This window comes from Atopomonas sediminilitoris (genome assembly GCF_022601735.1).
Taxonomy (GTDB): Bacteria; Pseudomonadota; Gammaproteobacteria; order Pseudomonadales; family Pseudomonadaceae; genus Atopomonas; species Atopomonas sediminilitoris.
Genome location: NZ_JAKUMM010000008.1, coordinates 167,507 through 190,778 on the forward strand (window position 1 = coordinate 167,507; position 23,272 = coordinate 190,778).

Here is a 23,272-nt window from a genome sequence, read left to right on the forward strand (position 1 = left end):
ATTCGGCGCTAGGTTTTTTAGCTTAGCAGGCCGAATATCAAACAGGCGTTTGAAACATACGTTTTGAGGATTGTGCTTGTCAAGCCCATCACGCTTGCGCGCTGAAGCCACCCTCCTCCGGCGCAGATAGCGCTTGCAGCTGTCGGTACAGCTCCAGCTCAAACGGCGAACCCAGCGGCGGCGTTTCTTCTGGGGCTTGCTCTGCTTCCTCCTCAGCTTGTTGTGCTTGCACAGCTCGCTCTTCTTGCTGCGCCACTTGCTCCGCACGCTGCTGCTCGGCCAATTGTGCACGCGCCTCACTCAGCGCCGCTTGCGCTTGCGCGGCAATGCGTAAATCAGCGGACGAGGGCTCGGCCGGCGCCAGCGCCGCACTGAGCACCTGCTGCATCTTGGCTAGCGTGGCTTCAGGGTCATTGGGGATCGGCGAAGCATCAATCGATACCTCGCCAGAAACAGCATAGCTTTGCCCGTCAGGCCCGCGCTTGTAGGAATAGCTTGGCGCGCCGGCGTATTGCCCACCCACAGCGGCATGCGCCTGCTCATGCGCGCGCACTTCGGCATCACGCGCGGCAAGGCGGCTGATCTCTTGCTGATCAGCTAGCTGCTGCTGGGCCTCGGCTTTTTCTGTTTGCTCGGCCTGCTGAGTCTCTTGCTCTTGCTGCTCTTGCTGGGCTTGCAGGTTTTGGCTTTGTCCTTGCTCGCGCTGCAGTCGGCCTTGCTCTGCCGATGAGCGATCCGCACCCACTGACTCGGCACCGGCACTTACCGGTGGCAAAGTCGTTTGCGTAGGGTCACTGGCTACCGGCGCTTGGGTTAAACGCACCGGCGCACTGGGCACGCTGCTCGGCGAAATTGCTGCCAGCGAGGAAATGTTCATCAGCCGCGGCTCACGACTTTACGCGCGCACGTCAACCAGAGTGCCGAGCACTTCGTCAGCGGTCTTGATCACTTGGGCACCGGCTTGCGCTTCGGTCTGGCCTTCACGCAATTCCACCAAGCTATCCGCTACGGCACTGGTCGGCTCTGCGGTACGCACTGGCGGCGCGCTATTCGCAGGATCGGGACGATTGGCTTGCTCGGCTTGCGCCTGCTGCACTTCTTCACGCTGCGGTAAGGTCTGGCGTGCGATGTCGCTCGCGGCTTGATCAATCCGCCGCTGGCCAGCTTGCACACCGGACAACCCAGCGCTGAGTGCGCTGCCTGATACTTGCATGGTTACACCTCCGTCAGACGGATGAATTCACCTGCTAGTAAAGCAAAAGTTGATCGTTTTTTATACAGAAACGCCGCGCGCACCGACCAATGGTGACAGATCAAGATGTGCGGCAACCTGCGCTGCACTGGCGTCAGACAAATACGGCACGCGCCCCAAACAAGGCGCCGGCAAGCTCTGCTCAAGGGTGGCTAGGTTATCGTCTAAGCGCGAGGTATTGGGTTCGACAATATTGGCGACCCAACCGGCCAACGTCAGGCCATCGCGCTGGATGGCTTCTGCCGTGAGCAGGGCATGATTGATGCAGCCCAAGCGCACCCCAACGACGAGGATTACCGGCACGTTGAGCACCTTCGCTAAATCGGCCAAGGTTTCGCCGTCATGCAAAGGCACGCGCCAGCCGCCGGCGCCTTCAATCACCGTGAACGCAGCGCCACAGCCTAGCACCGGCGCAAGCGCTGCGGCCAAGCCTGCACTGGTTAGCGTGACACCCACCTCGCGCGCGGCAATATGCGGGGCGATGGCAGGAGCAAAAGCAAACGGGTTGATCTGCTCGTACGCCAACGCCGGTTCGCACTGCGCTTGCAGGGCTAGAGCATCGTCATTGCGCAAACCCTCGCCCGTTTGCGTACAGCCTGAGGCCACGGGTTTGCCGGCGGCCGTCGTCACCCCTTGCTGACGCGCCGCACACAACAAGCCGGCGGCAATGGTGGTTTTGCCGATTTCGGTATCCGTGCCGGTAATAAAGAAAACACTCACGAGAACGCCTCCATGGGCTTTCGCAGCACGCCATAAACCACCTGATACGTGGCCGGCAAGCCGCCTGACTGGCGATACGCCTCATACTGCTCACGCAAGGCACGCAGTCGAGCGCGCCCTGTTAGCCCCTCAGGCCGCCCCGGATTGACGTTGTGCGCGCCAAGCTCTTTGAGCGAGCGCGTTAAGCCTCGCAGATCGGCGAAGTGCTGAACGTGCGCATGGCGCTCTAAATGACTGACTTGTAGGCCGCTGGCCGCGCACAACTGCTGATAGTCGACCCAGTGACGAAAGCGATTGACGTGCACGCTGCCATCCACCGCCTGCCAACTGGCACGCAACTCAGCCAAAGTGCCGTGGCACAAGCTGCTGAAGGCTAACACCCCCCCAGGCTTAAGCACTCGCCGCGCCTCGGCCAACACCTGCGCGAAGTCGCCGCACCACTGCACGGCCAAGCTGCTAAACACCACATCCACACTGGCATCACGCAGCGGCAAAGCCTCCGCATCGCCAGCGATGTAATGCGTGGCGCTACGCTGCGAGCACGCATGCCGCAACATGCCTTGGGCGATATCCACCGCCACACCATGGCTGGCTGTAAAACGTTGCTGTAATTGCCGACTGAAATAACCCGTGCCACAGCCCAAATCCGCCCAGCGGCTGACGTGATGCGCCGGCATCAGCGTCAATAGGCGCTCGCCGACATCGCGCTGCAGCTCGGCCACGGCATCGTACGTCGCGGCCGCACGCGAAAACGAGGCCGCAATATGCGCTTTGCTGGGCAGTGCCTGCGCCTCAGTCATCGCCAGCCTCATGCACAAATTGCATCACCGCCTCAGCCAGCAAGGCAGGGCATTCGATGGGCAGCGCATGGCAAGCATCTTCCACCAGAAGCACTTCAACATCGGGTAGCAAGGCCAGCAAGTCACCGGCCGCCTCCGCCGGCACTAGGGCATCATGCCCGGCAAACAGATGCAGCTGCGGGCCGAGGTAGTGCTGCAGCAGGGCACGATTATCCATGTCCGCCAACAGCGCCAAACCCGCTTGCAAATGCTCGGCCAAATCGAGCTGCCCCTGCAGCGTACGCGCCACGTCACGGGCGTCCGTCGCACCTTGCGCGCAGAGCACGCTAAAGCGCTTCAATGTGGCTTGCGGCGCGCTCGCCAGGCCTTCGCTAAACGCGTCTAGCGTGGCCATCGGCAGTGCGTGCGGCCAATTATCGCGCGGCACAAAGCTTGGGTTACTGGCCACGCTGATGACCCCAGGGCACGCCTCGCCGCGCTGCGCTGCCAACGCTTGGGCGAGCTGCCCACCGAGCGACCAGCCGAGCAACCAAGCATCGGCGGGCACGCTGGCATCCAGCTGCGCCAGCCAGCTGTCGGCCGGGCCTCGGGGCAGCGGATAAATCGTGACGTGGAAGTTGGGCGCCTGCTCGCGCAGCGCGTCGGCCAATGGCTGCAACACGCTCGGTGCAAACCCCCAGCCAGGGAGCAAAGCAATATGATCACGCATCAATCGGCATCTCCTGATTAAGCAGCGACCAACTGCTCGCCAACGCATCCAATAACCGCGCGACCTGCGCGTGGCTATGCGCCGCCGACAAGGTGACGCGTAAGCGCGCACTGCCGGCCGGCACCGTGGGCGGGCGAATCGCGCCCACCATCACCCCGCGCTCACGCAATAGCGCCGACAAACGCAGTGCACGGGCGCTGTCGCCCACCACAATCGGCTGAATCGGTGTGTGGCTGTCCATCAAGCGCAAGCCCAGTTCGCTGGCGCCTTGGCGGAACTGTTGGATCAGCGCCTGCAGATGCTCACGCCGCCAATGCTCGCTACGCAGCAGCTGCAAACTGGCCAGCGTGGCGCATGCCACCGCCGGTGGCTGGCTGGTGGTGTAGATATAAGGCCGCGCAAACTGGATCAAGGTCTCGATAAGCTCATCACTGCCGGCGACAAATGCGCCTGCGGTGCCAAAGCCCTTGCCCAGCGTACCGACCAAGACGGGCACGTCATCCACCGACAAGCCGCAGGCCTCCACCAAGCCGCCGCCCTGCGCCCCCAGCGGGCCAAAGCCGTGGGCATCATCCACCATCAACCACGCGCCGTGCGCTTTAGCGGTGGCACTTAAGGCAGCAAGATCCGCGACGTCGCCATCCATGCTGAACACGCCATCGGTCACCACCAAGGTATTGCCACTGGCTTTATTCAGGCGCTGCGCCAAGCTGGCGGCATCATTGTGCAAATAGCGGCTGAAGCGCGCGCCGCTGAGCAGGCCGGCATCCAGCAACGAAGCATGGTTCAAGCGATCTTCCATCACGCTATCGCCCTGCCCCACTAACGCCGTCACCGCAGCCAAGTTAGCCATGTAGCCGGTTGAGAACAGCAGGGCTCGCGGACGCCCGGTGAAGTCGGCCAATGCTTCTTCTAATTCGTGATGCGGTGTGCTGTGCCCGACCACCAAGTGCGAGGCACCACCGCCCACACCCCAGCGTTGCGCGCCCTGCTGCAGGGCCGCCAATACATCGGGATGATTGGCTAAACCGAGGTAGTCGTTGGAGCAAAAAGCCAGCAGCCGCTGGCCATCCACTTGTACCTCAGGCCCCTGCGGCGATTGCAGCAAGGGGCGCTGGCGAAATAAGTCCGCCGTGCGGCGCTCGGCTAAGCGCGCAGCAAGATCAAAAGACACGTCAACGCTCCACTTCAAGCGACCGCGGCAATCTGCAGCGATCGCAGACCACGTTAGGCCGTTGCGTCGTAGAACAGATTGGCGTCGCGCTGCTCGACCAAGGCTTGCTCGATGGCGGCTTGATGCACTTCATCGGCGTGTTCTTCGCGCTCTTCGGGCTTGATGCCTAAGCGCTTAAACAACTGCATGTCTTTGTCAGCTTGCGGATTAGCCGTGGTCAGCAGTTTTTCACCGTAGAAAATCGAGTTAGCACCGGCCATAAAGGCCAGCGCCTGCATTTGTTCGTTCATTGCCTCGCGACCGGCCGACAAGCGCACGTGCGACTTGGGCATCATGATGCGCGCCACGGCGAGCATGCGAATAAAGTCGAAGGGATCGACGTCTTGTTCTTCGGCCAACGGCGTGCCTTTGACTTTGACCAGCATATTGATCGGCACCGACTCGGGATGCTCGGGCAAATTGGCTAGCTGAATCAGCAAGCCTGCACGGTCGTCCAGCGACTCGCCCATGCCCAAAATACCGCCGGAGCAAATCTTCATCCCCGCATCGCGCACATAACTCAGCGTTTGCAAACGTTCGCTGTAGGTGCGCGTGGTGATGATGTTGCCGTAGAACTCTGGCGAGGTATCCAGATTGTGGTTGTAGTAATCCAAGCCAGCAGCGGCTAGCGCGCGGGTTTGCTCTTCATCGAGCTTGCCCAGAGTCATGCAGGTTTCAAGGCCCATGGCTTTAACGCCTTCAACCATCTTCAGCACGTAGGGCATGTCTTTAGCCGACGGGTGTTTCCACGCTGCACCCATGCAGAAACGCGTCGAGCCGATGGCCTTGGCTTCAGCGGCGGCGTCGAGCACCTTCTGCACTTCCATCAGCTTTTCTTTATCTAAGCCGGTGTTGTAGTGGCCCGACTGCGGGCAGTACTTACAGTCTTCTGGGCAGGCGCCGGTTTTAATCGACAGCAAGGTTGAGACTTGCACGCGATTAGGGTCGAAATGCGCGCGATGCACGGTCTGCGCGTGAAACAGCAAGTCATTAAAGGGTTGATGAAACAGGGCTTTAACTTCTGGCAAAGACCAATCGTGGCGCACAGGGGCAGCGGCAGTAGCGGGCATGAGCATTTCCTTGAACAGTGTCGACAGGCCGGCTAGCGTAAAGACCGGACAGGATGTCTGGGATAATAACGGGGCGATATGGACTGTCAACCAAACATAATCAAGCAGGTTTACAAGTGGTTGTTATTTGATCAGACCTGCTGGCTCTGTGAAGAACCCAGCCATGGCGATCTGCCCCTCTGTCATGGATGTGAAGACGACCTGCCGTGGCTGTTGAGTCACTGCCCGTGTTGCGCGGAACCCTTAGCCAGCGCGCAACTGTGTCGCCACTGCCAACAACGCCGACCACACTTTGCCACTGTTATTAGCCCACTGCGCTACGCCTTCCCGGTCGATAGCCTGTTGCAACGCTTTAAAGCCGACCAGCAAACCCACTACGGCCGGCTACTCAGCCACTTACTCGCTCGCCACCTTCAGCATGCGTATGCCGAAGGCTTGGCGCGCCCGGATCTATTGCTGCCCGTGCCACAAGCCAACACGCGCTTACGCCAGCGGGGCTTTAATCAGGCGCAATGGTTATGTCGCTGGCTGAGCGCGACGTTAGAGTTGCCGTGGCAGCGCCGCTGGCTGCACGACAACGGCCAGCATCAAAGCCAGAAAAAACTCAGCGCCCGCGCTCGTGCGCGCAACTTACGCGCCGCGTTCAGCCTGACCGAACACGCCAAGCCCGGCGGCCTGCACATTGCTTTGGTAGACGACATTGTCACCACCGGCAGCACCGCCAACGCCCTCGCCGCGCTGCTACTGAGCGCAGGGGCTGCGCAAGTGGATGTGTATTGTGTTGCGCGCACGGCGAAGATTCCCTGATCACGCCCTGCGCGGGCGGGTACACTGCGCCGATGAACACGCATCCGTATGATCGATTGACCCCTGAACTGATCCTCGACGCCGTTGAGGCACAAGGCTTACTCAGCGACGGCCGCCTGCTAGCGCTCAACAGCTATGAAAACCGCGTCTACCAAGTCGGCATCGAAGACCAAGCCCCGCTGATCGCCAAGTTTTATCGCCCAGAACGCTGGTCGCCGGCGGCCATCGCCGAAGAGCACGCCTTCGCCCATGCGCTCGCCCAGCACGAACTGCCCATCGTCGCCCCGCTGCTGTTTAAGCAACGCAGCGTGTTCGAGCATCAAGGCTTTCACTTTGCTTTATACCCGCGCCGGGGCGGTCACGGCCCCGACGCGGAAAATCCAGACTTGCTCTATCGCCTCGGCCAGCTATTGGGGCGCATCCACAACCTCGGCGCCACGGAGCACTTTGTGCACCGCGAGCGCTGGGATGTGGCGCTGGTGCAGCAAGCGTTAGATGAACTAGCGACGTTCCCCGCTTTATTAGAAGCGCCGTGCGACTACCTCAGCCAAGCGCAAGCGCTGCTGGATGAGGCCGGGGCACGCATCGCCGCGGTGAACCCAACCTATCTGCGCGTGCACGGCGACTGTCATATCGGCAACCTGCTGTATCGCGACGAGCAGCTGTGGCTGGTGGACTTGGACGACACTCGCATGGCACCTGCCATTCAAGATATCTGGCTGCTGCTGAGCCCCGAGGAAGACAGTCAACGTCGGCAATTGACCGAGTTAATCGACGGTTACGAGGAGTTCCGCGACTTCCCACGGGCCGAGTTAGCCTTGATCGAGCCGTTACGCGCCTTGCGCTTGGTGCATTACGACGCATGGCTTGCCAAGCGCTGGGCTGACCCAGCCTTCCCGCGGGCCTTTCCGTGGTTTGCTGGCAGCGGTTATTGGCAGGCGCAAGCTCGGCGCCTACAAGAGCAGCGCGTCGCGCTCACGCGGGCAACTGTTACGCTGTATTGAGGCTCGACTGTTGCGCTGCGATCAACGCAGCGCCCTCTAGACTGCCTATTTGCAGGACGCGCCCATGAGCGATGCATCCTTACGCCAAGGTTATGTGCTTGGCTTGACCTCTTACGTGCTGTGGGGGTTATTTCCGTTTTACTTCAAACCATTGGAAAGCATCCCCGCGCTGGAGATCATTGTGCAGCGTGTTTTGGGCTGCGCCTTGGTCGGCGGCTTGCTGCTGTTGTGGTGGCGCCACCCCGGCTGGTGGCGCGAGCTACGCAACCACCCCAAACGCCTCATGGCCCTGTCTGCTAGCGGCTTTTTGATTGGCTTTAACTGGACGCTCTACGTGTGGGCCGTCACCCACGAGCGCATGATTGAAGCCAGCTTGGGGTATTACATCAACCCGCTAGTTAACGTGCTGCTGGGCTTATTACTGCTCGGTGAGCGCTTACGCCGTTTGCAATGGTTAGCGGTAGCGCTGGCAGCATTGGGCGTCGCCTTGCAAGTGTGGCAGTTTGGCGCGGTGCCTTGGGTATCACTGGGGCTGGCGTTGTCGTTTGGCTTTTACGCGCTGATTCGTAAACAAGCACAGGTCAGCGCACTGCCGGGACTGGTCGTAGAAACGTGGTTGATGGTGCCCGTGGCACTGATCTGGTGGCTGGGCTTTAGCGATGGCCCCACCCGCACGCTGGAGCTTTGGCTAAGCCCACTCGGGCTGTGGCTGGCCGGCGCCGGCGTGGTCACCTTGGTGCCGCTGCTGTGCTTTGCTGCCGCCGCGCGCATGCTGCCGCTATCGACCCTCGGTTTTTTACAGTACATCGCCCCCACTCTCGTGTTGTTGGCAGCCGTCATGGTGTACGACGAACCGTTCGACCTTGAACATGGCCTCGCGTTTGTCTGCATCTGGGTGGCTCTGGTGGTGTTCAGTTATGACTCATGGCAGTGGCTGCAGCGCCAACGTGCCAGCAAACGTACTGCTGGCTAAAAAACAACCAGCCAACGGCAGCCCACAGTGGCTGCTGGCTGGACTGAGTCTTCCCAAACCCATTCACAGAGTTATCCACAGAAGTCGGGGATAATTACAGCGCTTATGCACCGCGCCAAGCCATGATTGCGCCAGCACTGGATAAGCAACCACACACCAATCAGCGACCTGATCCAACCGATTAGGTCAAGTATTTCAGCCAGTTACACGCGACGACCGGCAAGTCACTGCAACATTGATCAATAACTGATCAGCCTACGCCAAGCCACGCCGTATCAGGCTTGGCGACACTAACCCCAAGCTTATCCACAGACTTGCTCAGTGCTTTTGGGGGTAATCTGCGGACTTATCCCGTGCAACGCCGAGCCGACATTTCAGCCGGACAAAAACAACGAAGCCCCAACCATCGAAACGGCTGAGGCTTGTTTGGGGACACACTGAATCATGCCTGTACAACCCAAGCACTGGGTTGTGTCGCGCGACGATTAAATCGCCGCGCCTTACAGCAGTGTGGTTTAGCAGGCCATGCGGCTGCTAGCGCCCAGCTCACTGATCAGCATGCCTTGGCGCACCACGCAGCGCTGCCCGGCATGTTCAATTCGCAATGGGTTGCGCGCGACAACTACCCAGCCGTCACCAAACAGCTGGTCAATGTAGTGGCGTAAGGCATGAAACTGGCGCTTGTCTTGGTCTTTCGAGTCCATTCGAACCTCCTATCAGTGAAGCAATCCTTGCTCTTGGCTAGGCACACGGCCTTGGCGGGCGGCATCATACCGCACCTGCTAAGCCGCGCAAAAAAAATTGCACTAGCTCACACTATAAGCGTGATTCACGTCACGCGCGGGCCGCTCGTCGCAACGTCACGGCGATTCGTCAGGCTTATTCGGTGCCGAGCTTTAGCTCGACCATCAAATCATCGGCCAGCGACTCTAGGTGTGCTTTCAAGTCAGCGGTGGACACACTCGCCGGCACCGCCAACAAGGCTTCGGCGTGGAACAGCGGCTCACCCGACATCGGCGCCGCACGCACTTCGGTGGTTAAGCGCTCGACGTTAACCCCGCGCTCGGCCAAATGGCGGCTGACATCGCGCACGATACCCGGACGATCATTGCCCAGCAGATCCAGCTGCATGGCTTGCCATTGCCCCGCTGGGTTGTCGCCACTGGCGGCAACTTGCACACGAATCTGCTGCGCTTGCAAACTTTGCAGCTCATCGAGCAAGGCTTGGCTGCTAGCCTCAGGCACCGCCACACGCAAAATGCCGGCAAATTGCCCGGCCATGCGGGCCATGCGGCTTTCTAACCAGTTACCACCATGCCCAGCGACAACCTTTGCCAGACGTTCTACCAACCCCGGCTGATCGGGGGCCATGACGGTCAAAATCCAATGCTGCACGGTTTACTCCTCAACGGTGGCCGGCGCGAGCGCCAGCCAATAGGTTCGAAATTCCTGATCTCGCACATAACCTAGCTGTTCATACAGATTTTGCGCGGCGACATTGCTATTGGCGGTTTCTAACTGCACGCCACACACGCCAGCGGCCACGGCTTGCTCACTGACCGCTTGCAACAAACACTTGCCCACACCCTGACGCCGCACTTGGTTGGCCACGTACATATCATGCAAAAGCCACGCGGGACGTAAGTGCAAAGAGGCAAAAAAGGGATACAGCAGAGCAAAGCCCAGTAGCGCCTCGCCTTCATAGGCCAATAGCACCATAGCCTCACGATGCTGTAAGCGCTCGGCTAAAAAGGCGCGGATATCCTTAAGCGGTGCCGGGCGCTCATAGAAGCTCAGGTACGCGGCAAACAAGGGCACCAGCGCAGCCACATCGGCTTCTTCGGCTTTGCGCACGTGCACAGTCAAAGCTCGCCCCCTAAATCGCGCAGGCTTTCTTTCATCTGCTCGAAGTCGTATTCCGACAATCCCATGTACTCCAACACTAAGGTTTGAATACTCGTCCACTCGTGGTCTTCGCTTTGATTACCCAACGTGCGTGAGGTTTGGCAGATGTGCTCGGCCATCTTCAGGATCGCCAGCAGCGTGCGCAGATTGCTGTCACGGCTGGTTGGCTCTGAGAAAATCGACAGCACGTTGTGATGATTGGCGATGGCCTCGCACAAATGGCGCGGTAAACGCCACGACTTGGCCGTATAGAAGCCCACCACCGCATGGTTGGTGTTGTAGCGGCGGTTTTCGGTGTCCACCACGCGCTGCTCTGCACTGGCGCTGGCGTAGGCTTCTTCCATGACCTCCATGTAATCAGCAAAGCGCCCCAGCATCAGCGGAATGCCGCAGTTGTGAAACAACCCCAGCGAATACGCCTCATCCGGCGCTTGGTAGCCCAAGCGCTTGGCGAGGCTCATGCAGGTCATGGCGACGTCTTGCGCGGTGTCCCAGAAACGATTGAGCTGCACGATGGTTTCGTCGCTCATCTCGCCCTTGATCGACAGCGCGTTGACCAAGTTGACCACCAAGTTGATCCCCAACAAGCTGACCGCCTGTTGGATGGAGCTGATGGTGTTGGCCAAGCCAAAAAACGGCGAATTCACGATTTTCAGCAGCGCGCCAGACAAGCCTGGATCTTGGCTGATGAGCTTGGCAATAGTGCGCAAATCGGGATCAGGCATGACCTGCTCCATCTGCAAGTCCACCATGATTTGCGGCTGCGGGGGCACGCTAATGCCTTGCAAGGCTTGACGAATCTGTTCCTCGTTGAGCTCGTGGCTCATGGCGTGCACTCCTTCCACTCGATCTACTGCAGTGTAATCCATGCTTCACCTTGCACTGGGCAAACTACGACCTACGGACACGCGTAGGCACTTGCTATACGTCATCTCAAGCCTACGCCATGCGCTCAACCATCAATTCAGCCATGGCGGGGCACTGGCACAGGTATAATCGCCCTTTTTGTGGAGCCCATGCCATGTCCTTGCCCATCCTCAGCCTGAAAAATAACGCCGAGCGCCGTTTACGCGCTGGCCACCTGTGGATTTACAGCAACGAGGTGGATGTGGCGTTGACGCCGCTCAATGCCTTTAGCGCTGGCGACCAAGCGTTGGTGCAAACCGCCTCAGGCAAGCCCTTGGGGATTGCCTTGCTGAGCCCACAAAACCTGATTTGTGCGCGCCTGATCAGCCGCGATGACAAACACAAGCTGGATAAATCACTGCTGGTGCACCGCATCAATATTGCCCTGAGCTTGCGTGAGCGGGTCTTTGATCAGCCCTGCTACCGCCTGATCTACGGCGACAGCGACTTATTACCAGGCTTAGTGGTCGATCGCTTTTTCGATATCGCCGTGGTGCAAATCAGCTCAGCGGCGATGGAAAAAGAAAAAGCCGCCATCGTCGATGCGCTCGTACAGGTGCTCAAACCTAGCGGCATCTTGTTTAAGAACGATGGCAACGCGCGTAGCGCAGAAGAGCTGCCCAGCTACGTTGAAGTCGCCTACGGTGAAGTGCCCGAATGGGTGGCGCTGGAAGAAAACGGCGTGCGCTTCGAGGCGCCGGTGATGCAAGGCCAAAAAACCGGCTGGTTTTACGACCACCGCATGAATCGCGCCCGTTTGGCCCCCTACGTGGGTGGCAAGCGCGTGCTGGACCTGTTCAGTTACATCGGCGGCTGGGGCATTCAAGCGGCCGCCTTTGGCGCCAGTGAGGTCATGTGCGTCGATGCCTCCGCCTTTGCGCTGGATGGTGTCGAGCGCAACGCCGCGCTGAACAACTTAAGCGACAAAGTGGTCGCGGTTGAGGGCGATGTGTTTGAGGCGATTCGCGAACTCAAAGCCGCCGAAGAGCGCTTTGACGTGGTGATCGCCGACCCACCGGCCTTCATCAAGCGCAAAAAAGACATCAAAAACGGTGAAGCGGCCTACCGCCGTCTTAACGAGCAAGCCATGCGCCTGCTGAACAAAGACGGCATCTTGGTCAGCGCCAGCTGCTCGATGCACTTGGCCGAAGACAACCTGCAGAACATTCTGCTGGCCAGCAGCCGTCACCTCGATCGCCACCTGCAAATCCTTGAGCGCGGCGCGCAAGGCCCCGATCATCCGGTGCATCCGGCGATCAATGAAACACGCTACATCAAGAGCCTGACCTGCCGCCTCTTGCCAAGCTAAGGAAAGCGCCCCAGCCATGCACTACCCTCATGGCTGGGGCCGCCCATGCGGCTTGCTTGGCTTGCCCCAACTGACACCCTTCGACTGGCGCCGCTAAGGAATCACCCGCTTCATGGATGCACTGACCGTCAACAACCTGTTTCTGATCGGCGCCTTATTGATTGGCGCCAGCATCTTGGTCAGCTCGTTGTCGTCGCGCTTAGGTGTGCCCTTGCTGTTGGTGTTTTTGGGCATTGGCATGCTGGCTGGGGAAGACGGCCCCGGCGACATCATCTTCGACAACTACCCGCTGGCCTATCTGATCGGCAACTTGGCGCTGGCCATCATCCTGTTCGATGGTGGCTTACGCACTAAGGTCGAAACGTTTCGCGTGGGCCTAAAGCCCGCCCTCGCACTCGCCACCGTGGGCGTGTTGATCACTGCCGGGCTAACCGGCTGGGCGGCGATCTGGCTGTTTGATTTGAGCCTGATGGAGGGTCTGCTGTTAGGCGCGATCGTCAGTTCGACCGATGCGGCCGCGGTGTTTTCCCTGCTTAGCGGGCATGGTTTGTCGCTCAATCAACGGGTGTCCTCCACGCTGGAAATCGAATCCGGCAGCAACGACCCGATGGCGGTGTTTCTCACCATCAGCCTGATCGACATCATTCGCTTAGAGAGTGGTTTTAGCGCCAGCTTTTTGGTCGCGCTGGTGCAGCAATTCTCCATCGGCATCTTGTTTGGTTTGGGGGGCGGCTGGCTGCTGGTGCGCCTAATTAACCGCATGCAGTTGGCGCAAGGCTTGTATCCGTTGCTGGCGATCAGCGCTGGTCTCACCGTATTTGCCGGCACCAACGCCGTGGGCGGCAGCGGTTTTTTGGCGATCTACCTCGCCGGCTTGATGCTCGGCAACCACGCAGTGCGCAGTCGGCATGGCATTTTGCACATGAGCGACGGTTTGGCGTGGCTCGGGCAGATCGGCATGTTCTTGGTGCTGGGGCTACTGGTCACCCCGCACGAATTGCTGCCCATTGCGTTGCCAGCGTTGGGGCTGGCTTTATGGCTGATGTTGGTGGCGCGACCGCTGTCGGTGTTTGTCGGTTTGCTGCCCTTTCGCACCTTCCACTTACCCGAACGCAGCTTTATCAGCTGGGTCGGATTGCGCGGCGCAGTGCCGATTATTCTGGCGGTATTCCCGATGATGGCCGGGCTTGAGCAGGCGCAGCTGTTCTTCAACGTCGCCTTCTTTATCGTGCTGGTATCGCTGTTGTTGCAAGGCACCAGCCTGCCGCTGGCCGCGCGGCTGGCCAAGGTTGAAGTCCCGCCACTGCTCACCCCTAACTCGCGCGCGGGGCTTGAGCCATGGCCGACCAGCGACTGGGAGCTCTACACCTACCAGCTGTGCAACGAAAACTGGTGCGTGGGCGCGCCTCTGCGCGACCTGCACATGCCGGAAGGCACGCGGGTGGCGATTTTGTTTCGCGGCCACGAATCGCTGTCGACCAGCGGTAGCACCGTACTCGAATCTGGCGACATCCTTTGCGTGGTCGGCCGCGAAAGCGACTTAGGCGCCCTAGGCAAGCTGTTTAGCCAAGCCCCCGAGCGCAAGCTTGGCGCGCGTTTCTTCGGCGATTTCGTGCTCGAAAGCGCCGCCCCACTGGTCGATGTCGCCCGCCTTTACGGGCTTAAGCTTGATAACGACGATGACCCGACGCAGCTGCTCGGGCAAAAAATAGAACACTTGATCGGTGGGGAACCTGTGGTTGGCGATGCCGTCGAATGGCTCGGCCTAACTTGGACGGTCGCCGCCCTAGAAGACGGCCACGTGCGCAAAATTGGTGTACGTCTGCCGCATGGCGAGCACGGCCCTAAACTGTTCTTCTAACCGCTGCCCTGCCTGTGTGCTTTACCGCGCAGCCTGCTAACCTAGCCGCACTTTGCTTGCACCACCCGGAGAGTCACTGCATGCGCTTCCTTGCTGTACTTGCTGTTCTGATTAGCCTACAGCTCACGCCGGCCATCGCCGCAGAAACACTGCCCACACGCGACGCCGTGCAAGAGCAGCTGGAAAAACTCAGCGAGCGCAAACTGCCCGAGGCCGACGAAAAACTGGTGCGTAGCGCCCTGGAGAAATCACTCACCGTCATTGACGAGCTCAAAGAGTACAGCGAACGGCGCAAGCACCTTAACGAGCAGCTCGACAGCGCACCCAAGCAAATCAGCAATGCCCAGCGCGAAATCGGCCGCTTGCAGGAGGTGGATAGTGAAAAGCTCAGCATGCGCCACGCCAATCACGACCTCGCCACACTGGAAACCTTACTCAGCGAGAAAACCAGTCAACTGTCGATATGGCAAAGTGATTTATCCGCCGCCAACAACCTATTGATCACCACGCAAACCCGCCCCGAGCGCGCACAAGGTGAAGTAACCACCGCACAGGCGCGTCTGCTCAATGTCAATACGCAGCTAAAAAGCGGCCGCAATAGCTCACGCGAGCTACGCCCCGAAGAGCTGCAGCGCCTGACTATTGAGAAAACCGCCCTCGAAGTGCGCAGTCAGCTGAACCAAGAGGAGCTCAACGGCAACAGCGTGCTGCAAGAGCTGGCCAGTAACCGCCGCGACTTACTCAGCAAGCGCATCGCCCTCACCGAGCAAGAAGTGCAAATCCTGCAGCAGCAGATCAGCCATAAACGCTTGGCGGAAAGCGAAGCCGCGGCAGCGCAGGCGTCCACCGGCAGTTCAGGCGCGCCCGATAGCCTGCTGTCGAAGCAAAGTCGCATCAACTTGCAAGTCAGTGAGTACTTGATCAAGGCCACCACGCGACTCAACGAACTCAATCGACAAACCCAAGAAGGCAAACAGCAACTCGACAACCTGCGCCAAGTCGAGCAAGCCCTCGATGAGCAAATCAGCGTGCTGAAGGGCAGCCTGCTGTTGTCGAAAATTCTCTATCAACAAAAACAAGCGCTACCGAGCCTCAACATTGACAGCCGCTTAACGGACGAAATTGGCGACCTGCGCCTGTACCAATTCGATTTAGGCAAGCGCCGCCAAGAGCTGAGCAACCCTGACGTCTTTATCGACCAACTGCTGGTGAACGAACCGCCCGAGAACATCACGCCCTTATTACGTGACGAACTGCAGCGCTTGATCAGTAATCGTCGTGATCTGCTGGATCGTCTCAATGGCGAGCTCAATGGTTTGCTCAGCCAAGCGATTAACCTGCAACTGATTCAAAAAGACCTGAGCCGCACCAGCGGCCAGCTCAAAGACACGCTCGACGCGCAGATGTTCTGGATTCCCAGTAACCGCCCGCTGGACTGGAAATGGCTGCAAACGGTACCGGAGCTGTTTCTCGCAGAAATCAGTGACCTGCCGGGCATTCGCTCGTTGCAAAAAGCCGGCGGCAGCTTGGGTGACAACCCGTGGTTTTATTTGCCGGCGCTGGCGCTGATTGTCTTGCTGCTGCAGCGCCGCCGCGCGATTAAAGACAAACTCGAAGAGCTCAAAAGCAAAGTCGGCCATTACAAAGACGACACCCAACTGGTCACCCCATACGCGCTGTTACTGCACGCGCTATTGGCGCTGCCCGTGCCTGTGGTCTTGATTTGCGCTAGCTATTTATTGCAGCAACAAACCGGCGAAACCGACCCCGTCACCGCTCGCGCACTGCTAGAGATGGCCGGTCTGTGGTGGGTGCTGGCCTTTACTCGGCGCATTCTTGGCCCCAACAAAGTGGCTGAGCGCCATTTCCGCTGGGAGCCGCAGCGCGTACACATGATTCGCAGCAAAATCTTCTTGATCGGCTGCTTGCTGTTCCCACTCACCATGATCGTCAACGTCGCTGAACTGCAACCCTCACGACTGGCCGCCGACGTGATCGGGATCTTCATTTCCCTCTTCACCTTTACCAGCCTGAGCTGGCTGGCGTGGCAGATGTACCGCAATCAACCGCCGTTGCTGGGCTCACACAGCCTGCATTTCTTGGCCGGTGTCACCATGGTGTGCTTGCCATTGGCGCTGTTGGTGTTGGTTTTTATCGGCTACTTCTACACCGCACTCAAGTTGTTTGGCTTATACGTTTTAACCTTGGTGTTGCTCGGTGCGTGGGTGCTACTAGAGGCCATGTTTGTCCGTGGCATGGGCTTGGCCGCACGCCGCTTGGCCTATCAGCGCGCGATCACCAAACGCAACGCACCCACCCGCGAAGGTGCTGACGGCAGCGAAATCATCGATGACCACGAAATGGACATCGAGCAAATCAACCAACAGTCGCTGCGCTTGATTCGCTTAGTGCTGATGATCGCGTTTATTTTCGGCCTGTACTGGATCTGGGCCGACCTGCTGAGCGTGATCAACTACCTCGAAACCGTCACCCTGTGGGAATACAGCAGCGAGACGCCCGACGGGCCAACGCTGGTCCCGATCAGCGTGCGCGATGTGCTCGGCGCAGCCCTAGTGGTGTTTATCACCTTGATTTTGGGACGCAACTTACCAGGCCTGCTCGAGGTACTGGTGCTGTCCAAGTTGCACCTCAAACAGGGCAGCGCCTATGCCATGACCACGTTGCTGTCTTACGTGATCACCGGTTTCGGTATTGTCACCGCGATGAGCACCTTGGGCGTCAGCTGGGACAAACTGCAGTGGCTAGTGGCGGCGCTCTCGGTGGGATTGGGCTTTGGCTTGCAAGAGATCTTCGCCAACTTTGTTTCCGGCTTGATCATCCTGTTCGAGCGCCCCGTGCGCATCGGCGACACCGTGACGCTGGGTAATTTGTCCGGCACTGTGAGCCGGATCCGCATTCGCGCCACCACCATCACCGATTTCGACCGCAAAGAAATCATCGTGCCGAACAAGGTGTTCGTCACCGACCAGCTGATCAACTGGACGCTGACCGACCCTGTCACCCGCGTGGTGCTGAATATCGGGGTGGCGTACGGCTCGGATCTGGCACTGACGAAAAAACTCTTGATGCAAGCCACCCGCGAAAACAGCCGCGTGCTGCACGAACCAGAGCCACAAGTGCTGTTCTTGATCTTCGGCGAAAGCACGCTGGATCACGAAGTGCGCTTCCATGTGCGCGAGCTGGGCGACCGCCTGCAAGCGACCGACGAAATCAACCGCCGGATTGATGCGCTGTTCCGCGAGCACGGCATCGAAATCGCCTTCCGTCAGCTGGATATCTTCGTCAAAAACCTCAAAGGCGAAGAGCGTCAGCTCGTCGACAAGCAAGCCTTGCCGCCGAACGACACACCGCCCAACGCCGGATAAGCACGGCCAACACTGGCTCTTGCACACTAACCCGAGCAAAATGCTCGGGTTAGTTTTTTACAAGGTCAGCCAATGAGTGCTTGGGCAGCGTTATCTTTCGACAACCATTTCGCACGGCTCGACCCGGCGTTTTACACCCGTCTTGAACCCACCCCCTTAAGCGAGCCGCGCTTGGCTATCGCCAGCGCCAGCGCGCTGGCCTTGCTGGATTTACCGGCCAACACCGTCGATGACCCCGCGCTGGTCACCGTGTGCGCAGGCCAGCAGCGCTGGGCCGGCAGCGACCCGCTAGCCATGCTTTACGCCGGCCACCAATTCGGCGGTTACAACCCGCAACTGGGTGACGGCCGTGGCTTGCTGCTCGGACAAGTGCGCAACCGCCGCGGCGAGTCGTGGGACTTGCACCTCAAGGGGGCCGGTTTGACCCCTTACTCGCGCATGGGCGATGGCCGTGCGGTGCTGCGCTCATCGATTCGCGAGTTTCTCGCCAGCGAATATTTAGCCGCGCTGAACATCCCCACCACCCGCGCTTTGGCCGTGGTCAGCTCCAACACTCGGGTGCAACGGGAGCACTTAGAACGCGGCGCCACCTTAATGCGCCTGGCACCCAGTCATCTGCGCTTTGGCCATTTCGAGATTTTTTATTACCGCCAACAATTCGACTTGCTGCGCCAGCTCGCCGACTACGCCCTCCAGCAGCACTTTGCCGACTGCCTGACCGACCCGCAGCCTTACGCGGCCCTGTACCGCAGCGTGGTCGAGCGCACCGCCGGCCTCATCGCGCACTGGCAAGCCTACGGCTTTTGTCACGGCGTGATGAACACCGACAACATGGCCCTGTGCGGACAAACCTTCGATTTTGGCCCCTACGCCTTTCTCGATGACTATGAACCGGGCTACATCTGCAATGCCTCCGACGATCACGGCCGCTATGCCTTTAACCGCCAAGTCGACATTGCCCAATGGAACCTCGCTGCTCTAGCACAAGCCCTCACGCCCTTAGTGGCGGTCGAGCAGCTGCGGGAGATACACGCCTTGTTTGCCCCGCTGCAACAGGCCCATTTCCAACATCTGATGCGTCAGCGCCTCGGCTTAACCTGCGAACGCGACGGCGATGACACACTGGTCGTCGACTGGCTGGCCCTGCTGACGCGGAGTCGAGCCGACTTTCACTTAAGCCACCGCCGTCTCAGCGATACGCCCTGCGAACAACTGCAGCAGGTCGCCGATGACTTTGCCGATTTAGTCGGCGCACGCACTTGGCTCAGCACCTACCACGCGCGTCTACAGCACGAGACGCGCAGCGACGCCGAACGCCAGCAAGCCATGCGTGCGGTGAATCCACTGTACGTCCTGCGCAATCACTTAGCGCAGGAGGCCATTACCGCCGCCGAGCACGATGACTTCGCCCCGCTACGACGCTTACACGAGGTATTGAGCCAACCGTTCACCGCGCAAACAAACTGCGCCGATCTGGCGGCGCCTCCGGCGGAAGCACTGAAAAGAATGCACATCAGCTGCTCGTCATAAGTCCAGCCCATATTCCTTTAAAGAATATAAATTTCATAAAATGGTCTTGGACATTCTAAGCGCGACTTATTTATTGTGGCCGCCGTAGAAAACCTTGCCCGTTCGAGGACGCAATGCTCGGCGAAACATTCTCTCTGCTGTTGGTAGCCGCGGTGTTGGTCGCCGTTTTGGTGGCCTTTGTGCGCGAAACCTGGAGCCCCGACGTGGTGGCCGGGATCGCCGTCGCCGTGCTGCTGATCGCGCAAGTGCTCAGCGCCGAGCAAGTATTGAGTGTGCTGTCCAACCCGGCACCGATCACCATCGCCTGCATGTTTATTCTCTCCGCCGCGTTAGAACGCACCGGCTGTGTGGATGCGCTCGGCGCATGGCTGAGCCAGCTAGTCGGTGGCAGCCCGCTGAAAGCCTTGGCCGGTCTGATGGCCACCGCCATGCTGGTCTCGGCCTTCATTAACAACACGCCAGTAGTCGCCATCATGACGCCGGTGGCCATTGCCTTGGCCGCCCGCGCTGGCACCGTACCGTCCAAGCTGTTGATCCCACTGTCGTACGCCACCATTCTCGGCGGCACGTTAACGCTGGTCGGCACCTCCACTAACATCTTGGTCGACGGCGTCGCGCGCAACGCCGGCCTCGAGCCGATCGGCATGTTCGCCATCACCCTGCCAGGGCTTGTCTTAGCCGTGGTCGGCTTTGTGTTCATGCTCACCATCGGCCACAAACTACTGCCCGAGCGCGAGCCGTTCTCCCGCACGTTGCGCGCCCACACCGGTCGCACCTTTATGAGCGAACTGCTGGTGCCAGCGGGCTCGCCGGTGGTCGGCAAAAGCATCAGTGACGCCAGCTTAAACGGCGGCTCGGGCCTTAAAGTGTTGAAGATTTTTCGGGGCGACGAGGTACTCACCGAACCCGACCACACCACCACCCTGCGCGCCGGCGACCAGTTAGTACTGCACACCACCCGCCAAGACGTGGTGGAGCTTCGCGAAAGCGGCCTGCTGGAGTTCAACCGCAGCGAAGCGTTCGAAACCATCAGCACCCGCGACGTAGTGCTGGCCGAGGCCATCGTGGGGCGCAACTCCCGCTACAGCCATCGCCCCATGCGCGACCTCGACTTAACCGCGCGCTACGGCATTCACGTGCTGGCCGTGCATCGCCAAGATGAAAACATTCAAGGCAACCTTGACGAGTTTGAGCTGCAGTTTGGCGATGTCATGCTGCTCGAAGGCACGCCCGCACAAATCAAACGCTTTGCCGACAACGGCGAACTGATCAGCCTCAACACCGTGCAAGAGCGCGCCTATCGCCGCGACAAAGCGCCAATTGCGATCATCGCCACCCTGTCGGTGATGGTGCTGGCCGCGTTTAAAGTCATGCCGATTGAAGGCTTGGCCATGATTGCCGCCTCCGCCGTGCTGGCCACCCGCTGCTTGGATGTCGAAGACGCCTACAAAGCGGTGGAGTGGAAGATTCTCGGCCTGATCTTCGGCATGCTCGCGGTCAGTATTGCCATGGAACAAGTCGGCCTGATCCAAGTGATTGTCGATGCGGTCATGGCGGTAACTCCCACCGCGCATCCGCTGATCATGCTGGCGTTTATCTACTTCATGACCTCAGCACTGACCGAAGTGCTGTCGAACAACGCGGTGGCCGTGCTGATTGCACCGATCGGCATTAGCTTGGCGCAAACCTTAGGCGTAAGCCCTATGCCGTTTGTGGTCGCGGTAATGTTCGCCGCCAGCGCCAGCTTTGCCACGCCGATTGGCTACCAAACCAACACCTTTGTCTACAACGCCGGTGGCTACCGCTTTACCGACTTCATGAAGGTCGGCGGCCCGATGAACCTGCTGATGTGGGTCGTCGGCATGCTGGTGATCCCGGTGTTTTTCCCCTTCTAGCTGACTGCTGACAGCGGTTAACGGCGCAGGCTTTGCCCAACAAGGCGCATGCGCCTTTACGCGTGCCAATCGGGTCACTGCCCTTTAGATATATTGAACCGTCACGCGCAGTCGGCCATGCTCGGTGCTTTATTGGTCAGCGTCCCCGGAGGGAACCCATGAAGCGTGAAACACAGGCCATCCACGCAGGCTACAGCCCTGATCCGAGTACCAAAGCCGTCGCGGTGCCGATTTACCAGACCGCTTCGTATGCCTTTGACAGCACCCAGCACGGCGCTGACCTGTTTGACTTGAAGGTGCCGGGCAATATCTACACCCGCATCATGAACCCGACCAACGACGTGCTGGAACAGCGCATCACCGCGCTTGAAGGCGGGGTTGGCGCGCTGGCCGTGGCCTCTGGCATGGCGGCGATCACCTACGCCATCCTCACCCTCGCACAAGCCGGCGATAACATTATCGCCAGCAGCAAGCTCTACGGCGGCACCTACAACCTGTTCGCCCACACCCTGCCGCGCTACGGCATTGAGGTGCGCTTCGCCGCCCATGACGACATCGCCGGCATGGCCAAACTGATCGACGCCAACACCCGCGCGGTGTTCTGCGAGTCCATCGGCAATCCCGCCGGCAACATCACCGATCTCGCCGCGCTGGCCGACATGGCGCATGCGCAAGGCGTGCCGGTGATCGTCGACAACACCGTGGCCACGCCGGCCTTGTGCCGCCCGTTTGAACACGGCGCCGACATCGTGGTGCACTCGCTGACCAAATACATCAACGGTCACGGCACCAGCATCGGCGGCATGGTCGTCGATTCCGGCAAGTTCCCGTGGGCCGAGCACCAAGAACGCTTCCCGCACTTTAATACGCCGGATGCCTCCTACCACGGCGTGGTCTACACCGAGGCCTTTGGCCCAGCTGCGTTTATCGGGCGCTGCCGCGTGGTGCCACTGCGCAACATGGGCGCGGCCTTGTCGCCGTTTAACGCCTTTTTGATTCTGCAAGGCTTAGAAACCTTGCCGCTGCGCATGGAGCGCCACTGCGAAAACGCGCAAAAGGTCGCCGAATACCTACAGCAGCATGCTCAGGTGGAGTGGATCAGCTACGCCGGTTTGCCAGACAACCCCGACCACGCCCTCGCTAAGCGCTACATGGGCGGCTCGCCGGCGGCGATTCTGAGCTTCGGCATCAAAGGCGGCAGCGCCGCTGGCGCGCGCTTTATCGACGCACTGCAGTTAGTCGTGCGCTTGGTCAACATCGGCGACGCCAAATCGCTGGCCTGCCACCCCGCCAGCACCACCCACCGTCAGCTCAACGCAGAAGAACTGGCGCGCGCCGGTGTCAGTGCCGACATGGTGCGCCTGTCGATCGGCATCGAGCACATCGACGACATTCTCGCCGACCTTGAGCAGGCCCTGAGCGCCAGCGCTTAATTCACGCTTATTACCCCCGCGCAACCACTGCGCGGGTTTGGAGTCTGCATGAACCCGGTTTTAAAAGGTCTACTCGAAGACAAGATCGATTTCGTTAAGCGCATGGGTCTCACCGCTGAAGTGCTAGAGCGCGGCCACGTTGAGCTGCTCGCCCCCGCCGAAGGTAATCAAAACCATATCGGCTGCATGTATGCCGGCGCCTTGTTTACCTTGGCGGAAATTCCAGGCGGTGCGCTGTTTCTTACCAGCTTCGACACCCGCCAGTTTTACCCGGTGCTAAAAGCCATGAACCTGGACTTTAAGCGCCCCGCCCATGGCGATATCCGCGTGTGCGCTAAGCTCAGCGACGCCGAGATCGAACGCATTGAGGCCCAGGCCCGCGCGCACGGCAAATCTGCTTACAACTTAGACTTGGCGTTAGTCGACAGCCAAGGGCAGACTGTCGCCCTCAGTCACGGGCAATATCAGCTACGGAAAATTGGCCAATAACCCTTTTGCC

General features: G+C 59.6%; 21 protein-coding genes. 10 read left to right on the plus strand and 11 right to left on the minus strand.

Going from position 1 to position 23,272, the window contains the following annotated elements; translation table 11 throughout:
- Positions 1-88: 88 nt before the first annotated feature.
- From MKI83_RS13740 to bioB, 7 genes are read right to left on the minus strand one after another with little or no spacing between them, the layout of a single operon-like run.
- Entirely contained in the window at positions 89-877 is a 789-nt protein-coding gene (locus MKI83_RS13740) for a putative metalloprotease CJM1_0395 family protein (protein WP_241587428.1), read from the minus strand.
- Between the two features lie 18 nt (positions 878-895).
- Positions 896-1,213: a hypothetical protein gene (locus tag MKI83_RS13745; RefSeq protein ID WP_241587430.1), complete on the minus strand. Its 318-nt coding sequence runs from the start codon at positions 1,211-1,213 to the stop codon at positions 896-898.
- Positions 1,214-1,273: 60 nt separating this feature from the next.
- On the minus strand, positions 1,274-1,972 hold the full coding sequence (bioD, locus tag MKI83_RS13750; protein ID WP_241587433.1) for a dethiobiotin synthase: 699 nt from the start codon (positions 1,970-1,972) through the stop codon (positions 1,274-1,276).
- A complete protein-coding gene (gene bioC, locus MKI83_RS13755) occupies positions 1,969-2,772 on the minus strand; it encodes a malonyl-ACP O-methyltransferase BioC (protein WP_241587436.1) in 804 nt (267 codons plus the stop codon). The genes bioD and bioC overlap by 4 nt, the downstream gene beginning before the upstream one ends.
- A complete protein-coding gene (locus tag MKI83_RS13760) occupies positions 2,765-3,481 on the minus strand; it encodes an alpha/beta fold hydrolase (protein WP_241587439.1) in 717 nt (238 codons plus the stop codon). Before MKI83_RS13760 ends, bioC begins: the two co-directional genes overlap by 8 nt.
- On the minus strand, positions 3,474-4,655 hold the full coding sequence (gene bioF / locus MKI83_RS13765; RefSeq protein ID WP_241587442.1) for an 8-amino-7-oxononanoate synthase: 1,182 nt from the start codon (positions 4,653-4,655) through the stop codon (positions 3,474-3,476). The genes MKI83_RS13760 and bioF overlap by 8 nt, the downstream gene beginning before the upstream one ends.
- Before the next feature lie 53 nt (positions 4,656-4,708).
- On the minus strand, positions 4,709-5,764 hold the full coding sequence (bioB, locus tag MKI83_RS13770; protein ID WP_241587445.1) for a biotin synthase BioB: 1,056 nt from the start codon (positions 5,762-5,764) through the stop codon (positions 4,709-4,711).
- Positions 5,765-5,842: 78 nt separating this feature from the next.
- Here bioB and MKI83_RS13775 point away from each other — a divergent pair, with 78 nt between their 5' ends.
- The 3 genes from MKI83_RS13775 to rarD all read left to right on the plus strand — a co-directional run bounded on the left by MKI83_RS13775 (position 5,843) and on the right by rarD (position 8,548).
- The gene (locus tag MKI83_RS13775) at positions 5,843-6,571 is read left to right on the plus strand and encodes a ComFC family protein (RefSeq protein ID WP_241587448.1); all 729 of its coding nucleotides are present in this window, start codon (positions 5,843-5,845) and stop codon (positions 6,569-6,571) included.
- Positions 6,572-6,603: 32 nt separating this feature from the next.
- Positions 6,604-7,575, plus strand: coding sequence for a serine/threonine protein kinase (locus tag MKI83_RS13780; RefSeq protein WP_241587450.1), 972 nt, complete (start codon positions 6,604-6,606; stop codon positions 7,573-7,575).
- Positions 7,576-7,639: 64 nt separating this feature from the next.
- On the plus strand, positions 7,640-8,548 hold the full coding sequence (gene rarD, locus MKI83_RS13785) for an EamA family transporter RarD (RefSeq protein WP_241587452.1): 909 nt from the start codon (positions 7,640-7,642) through the stop codon (positions 8,546-8,548).
- Between the two features lie 515 nt (positions 8,549-9,063).
- Here the strand turns inward: rarD and MKI83_RS13790 are convergent.
- The 4 genes from MKI83_RS13790 to MKI83_RS13805 all read right to left on the minus strand — a co-directional run bounded on the left by MKI83_RS13790 (position 9,064) and on the right by MKI83_RS13805 (position 11,280).
- The gene (locus tag MKI83_RS13790) at positions 9,064-9,252 is read right to left on the minus strand and encodes a hypothetical protein (RefSeq protein ID WP_241587454.1); all 189 of its coding nucleotides are present in this window, start codon (positions 9,250-9,252) and stop codon (positions 9,064-9,066) included.
- Positions 9,253-9,427: 175 nt separating this feature from the next.
- Positions 9,428-9,943, minus strand: coding sequence for a glycine cleavage system transcriptional repressor (locus MKI83_RS13795; protein ID WP_241587456.1), 516 nt, complete (start codon positions 9,941-9,943; stop codon positions 9,428-9,430).
- Between the two features lie 3 nt (positions 9,944-9,946).
- Positions 9,947-10,408, minus strand: a complete 462-nt coding sequence (locus MKI83_RS13800) for a GNAT family N-acetyltransferase (RefSeq protein WP_241587640.1) — start codon at positions 10,406-10,408, stop codon at positions 9,947-9,949.
- A 2-nt stretch (positions 10,409-10,410) separates the two neighbouring features.
- Complete coding sequence (locus MKI83_RS13805; protein ID WP_245399772.1) at positions 10,411-11,280, minus strand: HDOD domain-containing protein; 870 nt, start codon at positions 11,278-11,280, stop codon at positions 10,411-10,413.
- Positions 11,281-11,474: 194 nt separating this feature from the next.
- Between MKI83_RS13805 and MKI83_RS13810 the strand changes: the two genes are divergently transcribed.
- The 7 genes from MKI83_RS13810 (at position 11,475) to MKI83_RS13840 (ending at position 23,262) form a co-directional block, all read left to right on the plus strand.
- Positions 11,475-12,668, plus strand: a complete 1,194-nt coding sequence (locus MKI83_RS13810; RefSeq protein ID WP_241587459.1) for a class I SAM-dependent rRNA methyltransferase — start codon at positions 11,475-11,477, stop codon at positions 12,666-12,668.
- Positions 12,669-12,780: 112 nt separating this feature from the next.
- Positions 12,781-14,529: a potassium/proton antiporter gene (locus MKI83_RS13815; protein WP_241587460.1), complete on the plus strand. Its 1,749-nt coding sequence runs from the start codon at positions 12,781-12,783 to the stop codon at positions 14,527-14,529.
- Between the two features lie 80 nt (positions 14,530-14,609).
- Positions 14,610-17,915 (plus strand): mechanosensitive channel MscK, encoded by a 3,306-nt coding sequence (gene mscK / locus MKI83_RS13820; protein WP_241587465.1) that lies wholly within the window; start codon positions 14,610-14,612, stop codon positions 17,913-17,915.
- A 72-nt stretch (positions 17,916-17,987) separates the two neighbouring features.
- The gene (locus MKI83_RS13825) at positions 17,988-19,445 is read left to right on the plus strand and encodes a protein adenylyltransferase SelO (protein WP_241587468.1); all 1,458 of its coding nucleotides are present in this window, start codon (positions 17,988-17,990) and stop codon (positions 19,443-19,445) included.
- 113 nt (positions 19,446-19,558) lie between these two features.
- Positions 19,559-21,340, plus strand: coding sequence for an SLC13 family permease (locus tag MKI83_RS13830; protein ID WP_241587470.1), 1,782 nt, complete (start codon positions 19,559-19,561; stop codon positions 21,338-21,340).
- A 158-nt stretch (positions 21,341-21,498) separates the two neighbouring features.
- Positions 21,499-22,773: a bifunctional O-acetylhomoserine aminocarboxypropyltransferase/cysteine synthase gene (locus MKI83_RS13835; protein WP_241587474.1), complete on the plus strand. Its 1,275-nt coding sequence runs from the start codon at positions 21,499-21,501 to the stop codon at positions 22,771-22,773.
- 48 nt (positions 22,774-22,821) lie between these two features.
- A complete protein-coding gene (locus MKI83_RS13840) occupies positions 22,822-23,262 on the plus strand; it encodes a YiiD C-terminal domain-containing protein (protein WP_241587478.1) in 441 nt (146 codons plus the stop codon).
- The last annotated feature ends 10 nt before the right edge of the window (positions 23,263-23,272 follow it).

Coding starts and splice junctions, on each gene's coding strand:
- MKI83_RS13740 (WP_241587428.1), bottom strand. CDS start 877: ATGAACATTTCCTCGCTGGCAGCAATTTCGCCGAGCAGCGTGCCCAGT.
- MKI83_RS13745 (WP_241587430.1), bottom strand. CDS start 1,213: ATGCAAGTATCAGGCAGCGCACTCAGCGCTGGGTTGTCCGGTGTGCAA.
- bioC (WP_241587436.1), bottom strand. CDS start 2,772: ATGACTGAGGCGCAGGCACTGCCCAGCAAAGCGCATATTGCGGCCTCG.
- MKI83_RS13760 (WP_241587439.1), bottom strand. CDS start 3,481: ATGCGTGATCATATTGCTTTGCTCCCTGGCTGGGGGTTTGCACCGAGC.
- bioB (WP_241587445.1), bottom strand. CDS start 5,764: ATGCCCGCTACTGCCGCTGCCCCTGTGCGCCACGATTGGTCTTTGCCA.
- MKI83_RS13775 (WP_241587448.1), top strand. CDS start 5,843: ATGGACTGTCAACCAAACATAATCAAGCAGGTTTACAAGTGGTTGTTA.
- MKI83_RS13780 (WP_241587450.1), top strand. CDS start 6,604: ATGAACACGCATCCGTATGATCGATTGACCCCTGAACTGATCCTCGAC.
- rarD (WP_241587452.1), top strand. CDS start 7,640: ATGAGCGATGCATCCTTACGCCAAGGTTATGTGCTTGGCTTGACCTCT.
- MKI83_RS13790 (WP_241587454.1), bottom strand. CDS start 9,252: ATGGACTCGAAAGACCAAGACAAGCGCCAGTTTCATGCCTTACGCCAC.
- MKI83_RS13805 (WP_245399772.1), bottom strand. CDS start 11,280: ATGAGCCACGAGCTCAACGAGGAACAGATTCGTCAAGCCTTGCAAGGC.
- MKI83_RS13810 (WP_241587459.1), top strand. CDS start 11,475: ATGTCCTTGCCCATCCTCAGCCTGAAAAATAACGCCGAGCGCCGTTTA.
- MKI83_RS13815 (WP_241587460.1), top strand. CDS start 12,781: ATGGATGCACTGACCGTCAACAACCTGTTTCTGATCGGCGCCTTATTG.
- mscK (WP_241587465.1), top strand. CDS start 14,610: ATGCGCTTCCTTGCTGTACTTGCTGTTCTGATTAGCCTACAGCTCACG.
- MKI83_RS13825 (WP_241587468.1), top strand. CDS start 17,988: ATGAGTGCTTGGGCAGCGTTATCTTTCGACAACCATTTCGCACGGCTC.
- MKI83_RS13830 (WP_241587470.1), top strand. CDS start 19,559: ATGCTCGGCGAAACATTCTCTCTGCTGTTGGTAGCCGCGGTGTTGGTC.
- MKI83_RS13835 (WP_241587474.1), top strand. CDS start 21,499: ATGAAGCGTGAAACACAGGCCATCCACGCAGGCTACAGCCCTGATCCG.
- MKI83_RS13840 (WP_241587478.1), top strand. CDS start 22,822: ATGAACCCGGTTTTAAAAGGTCTACTCGAAGACAAGATCGATTTCGTT.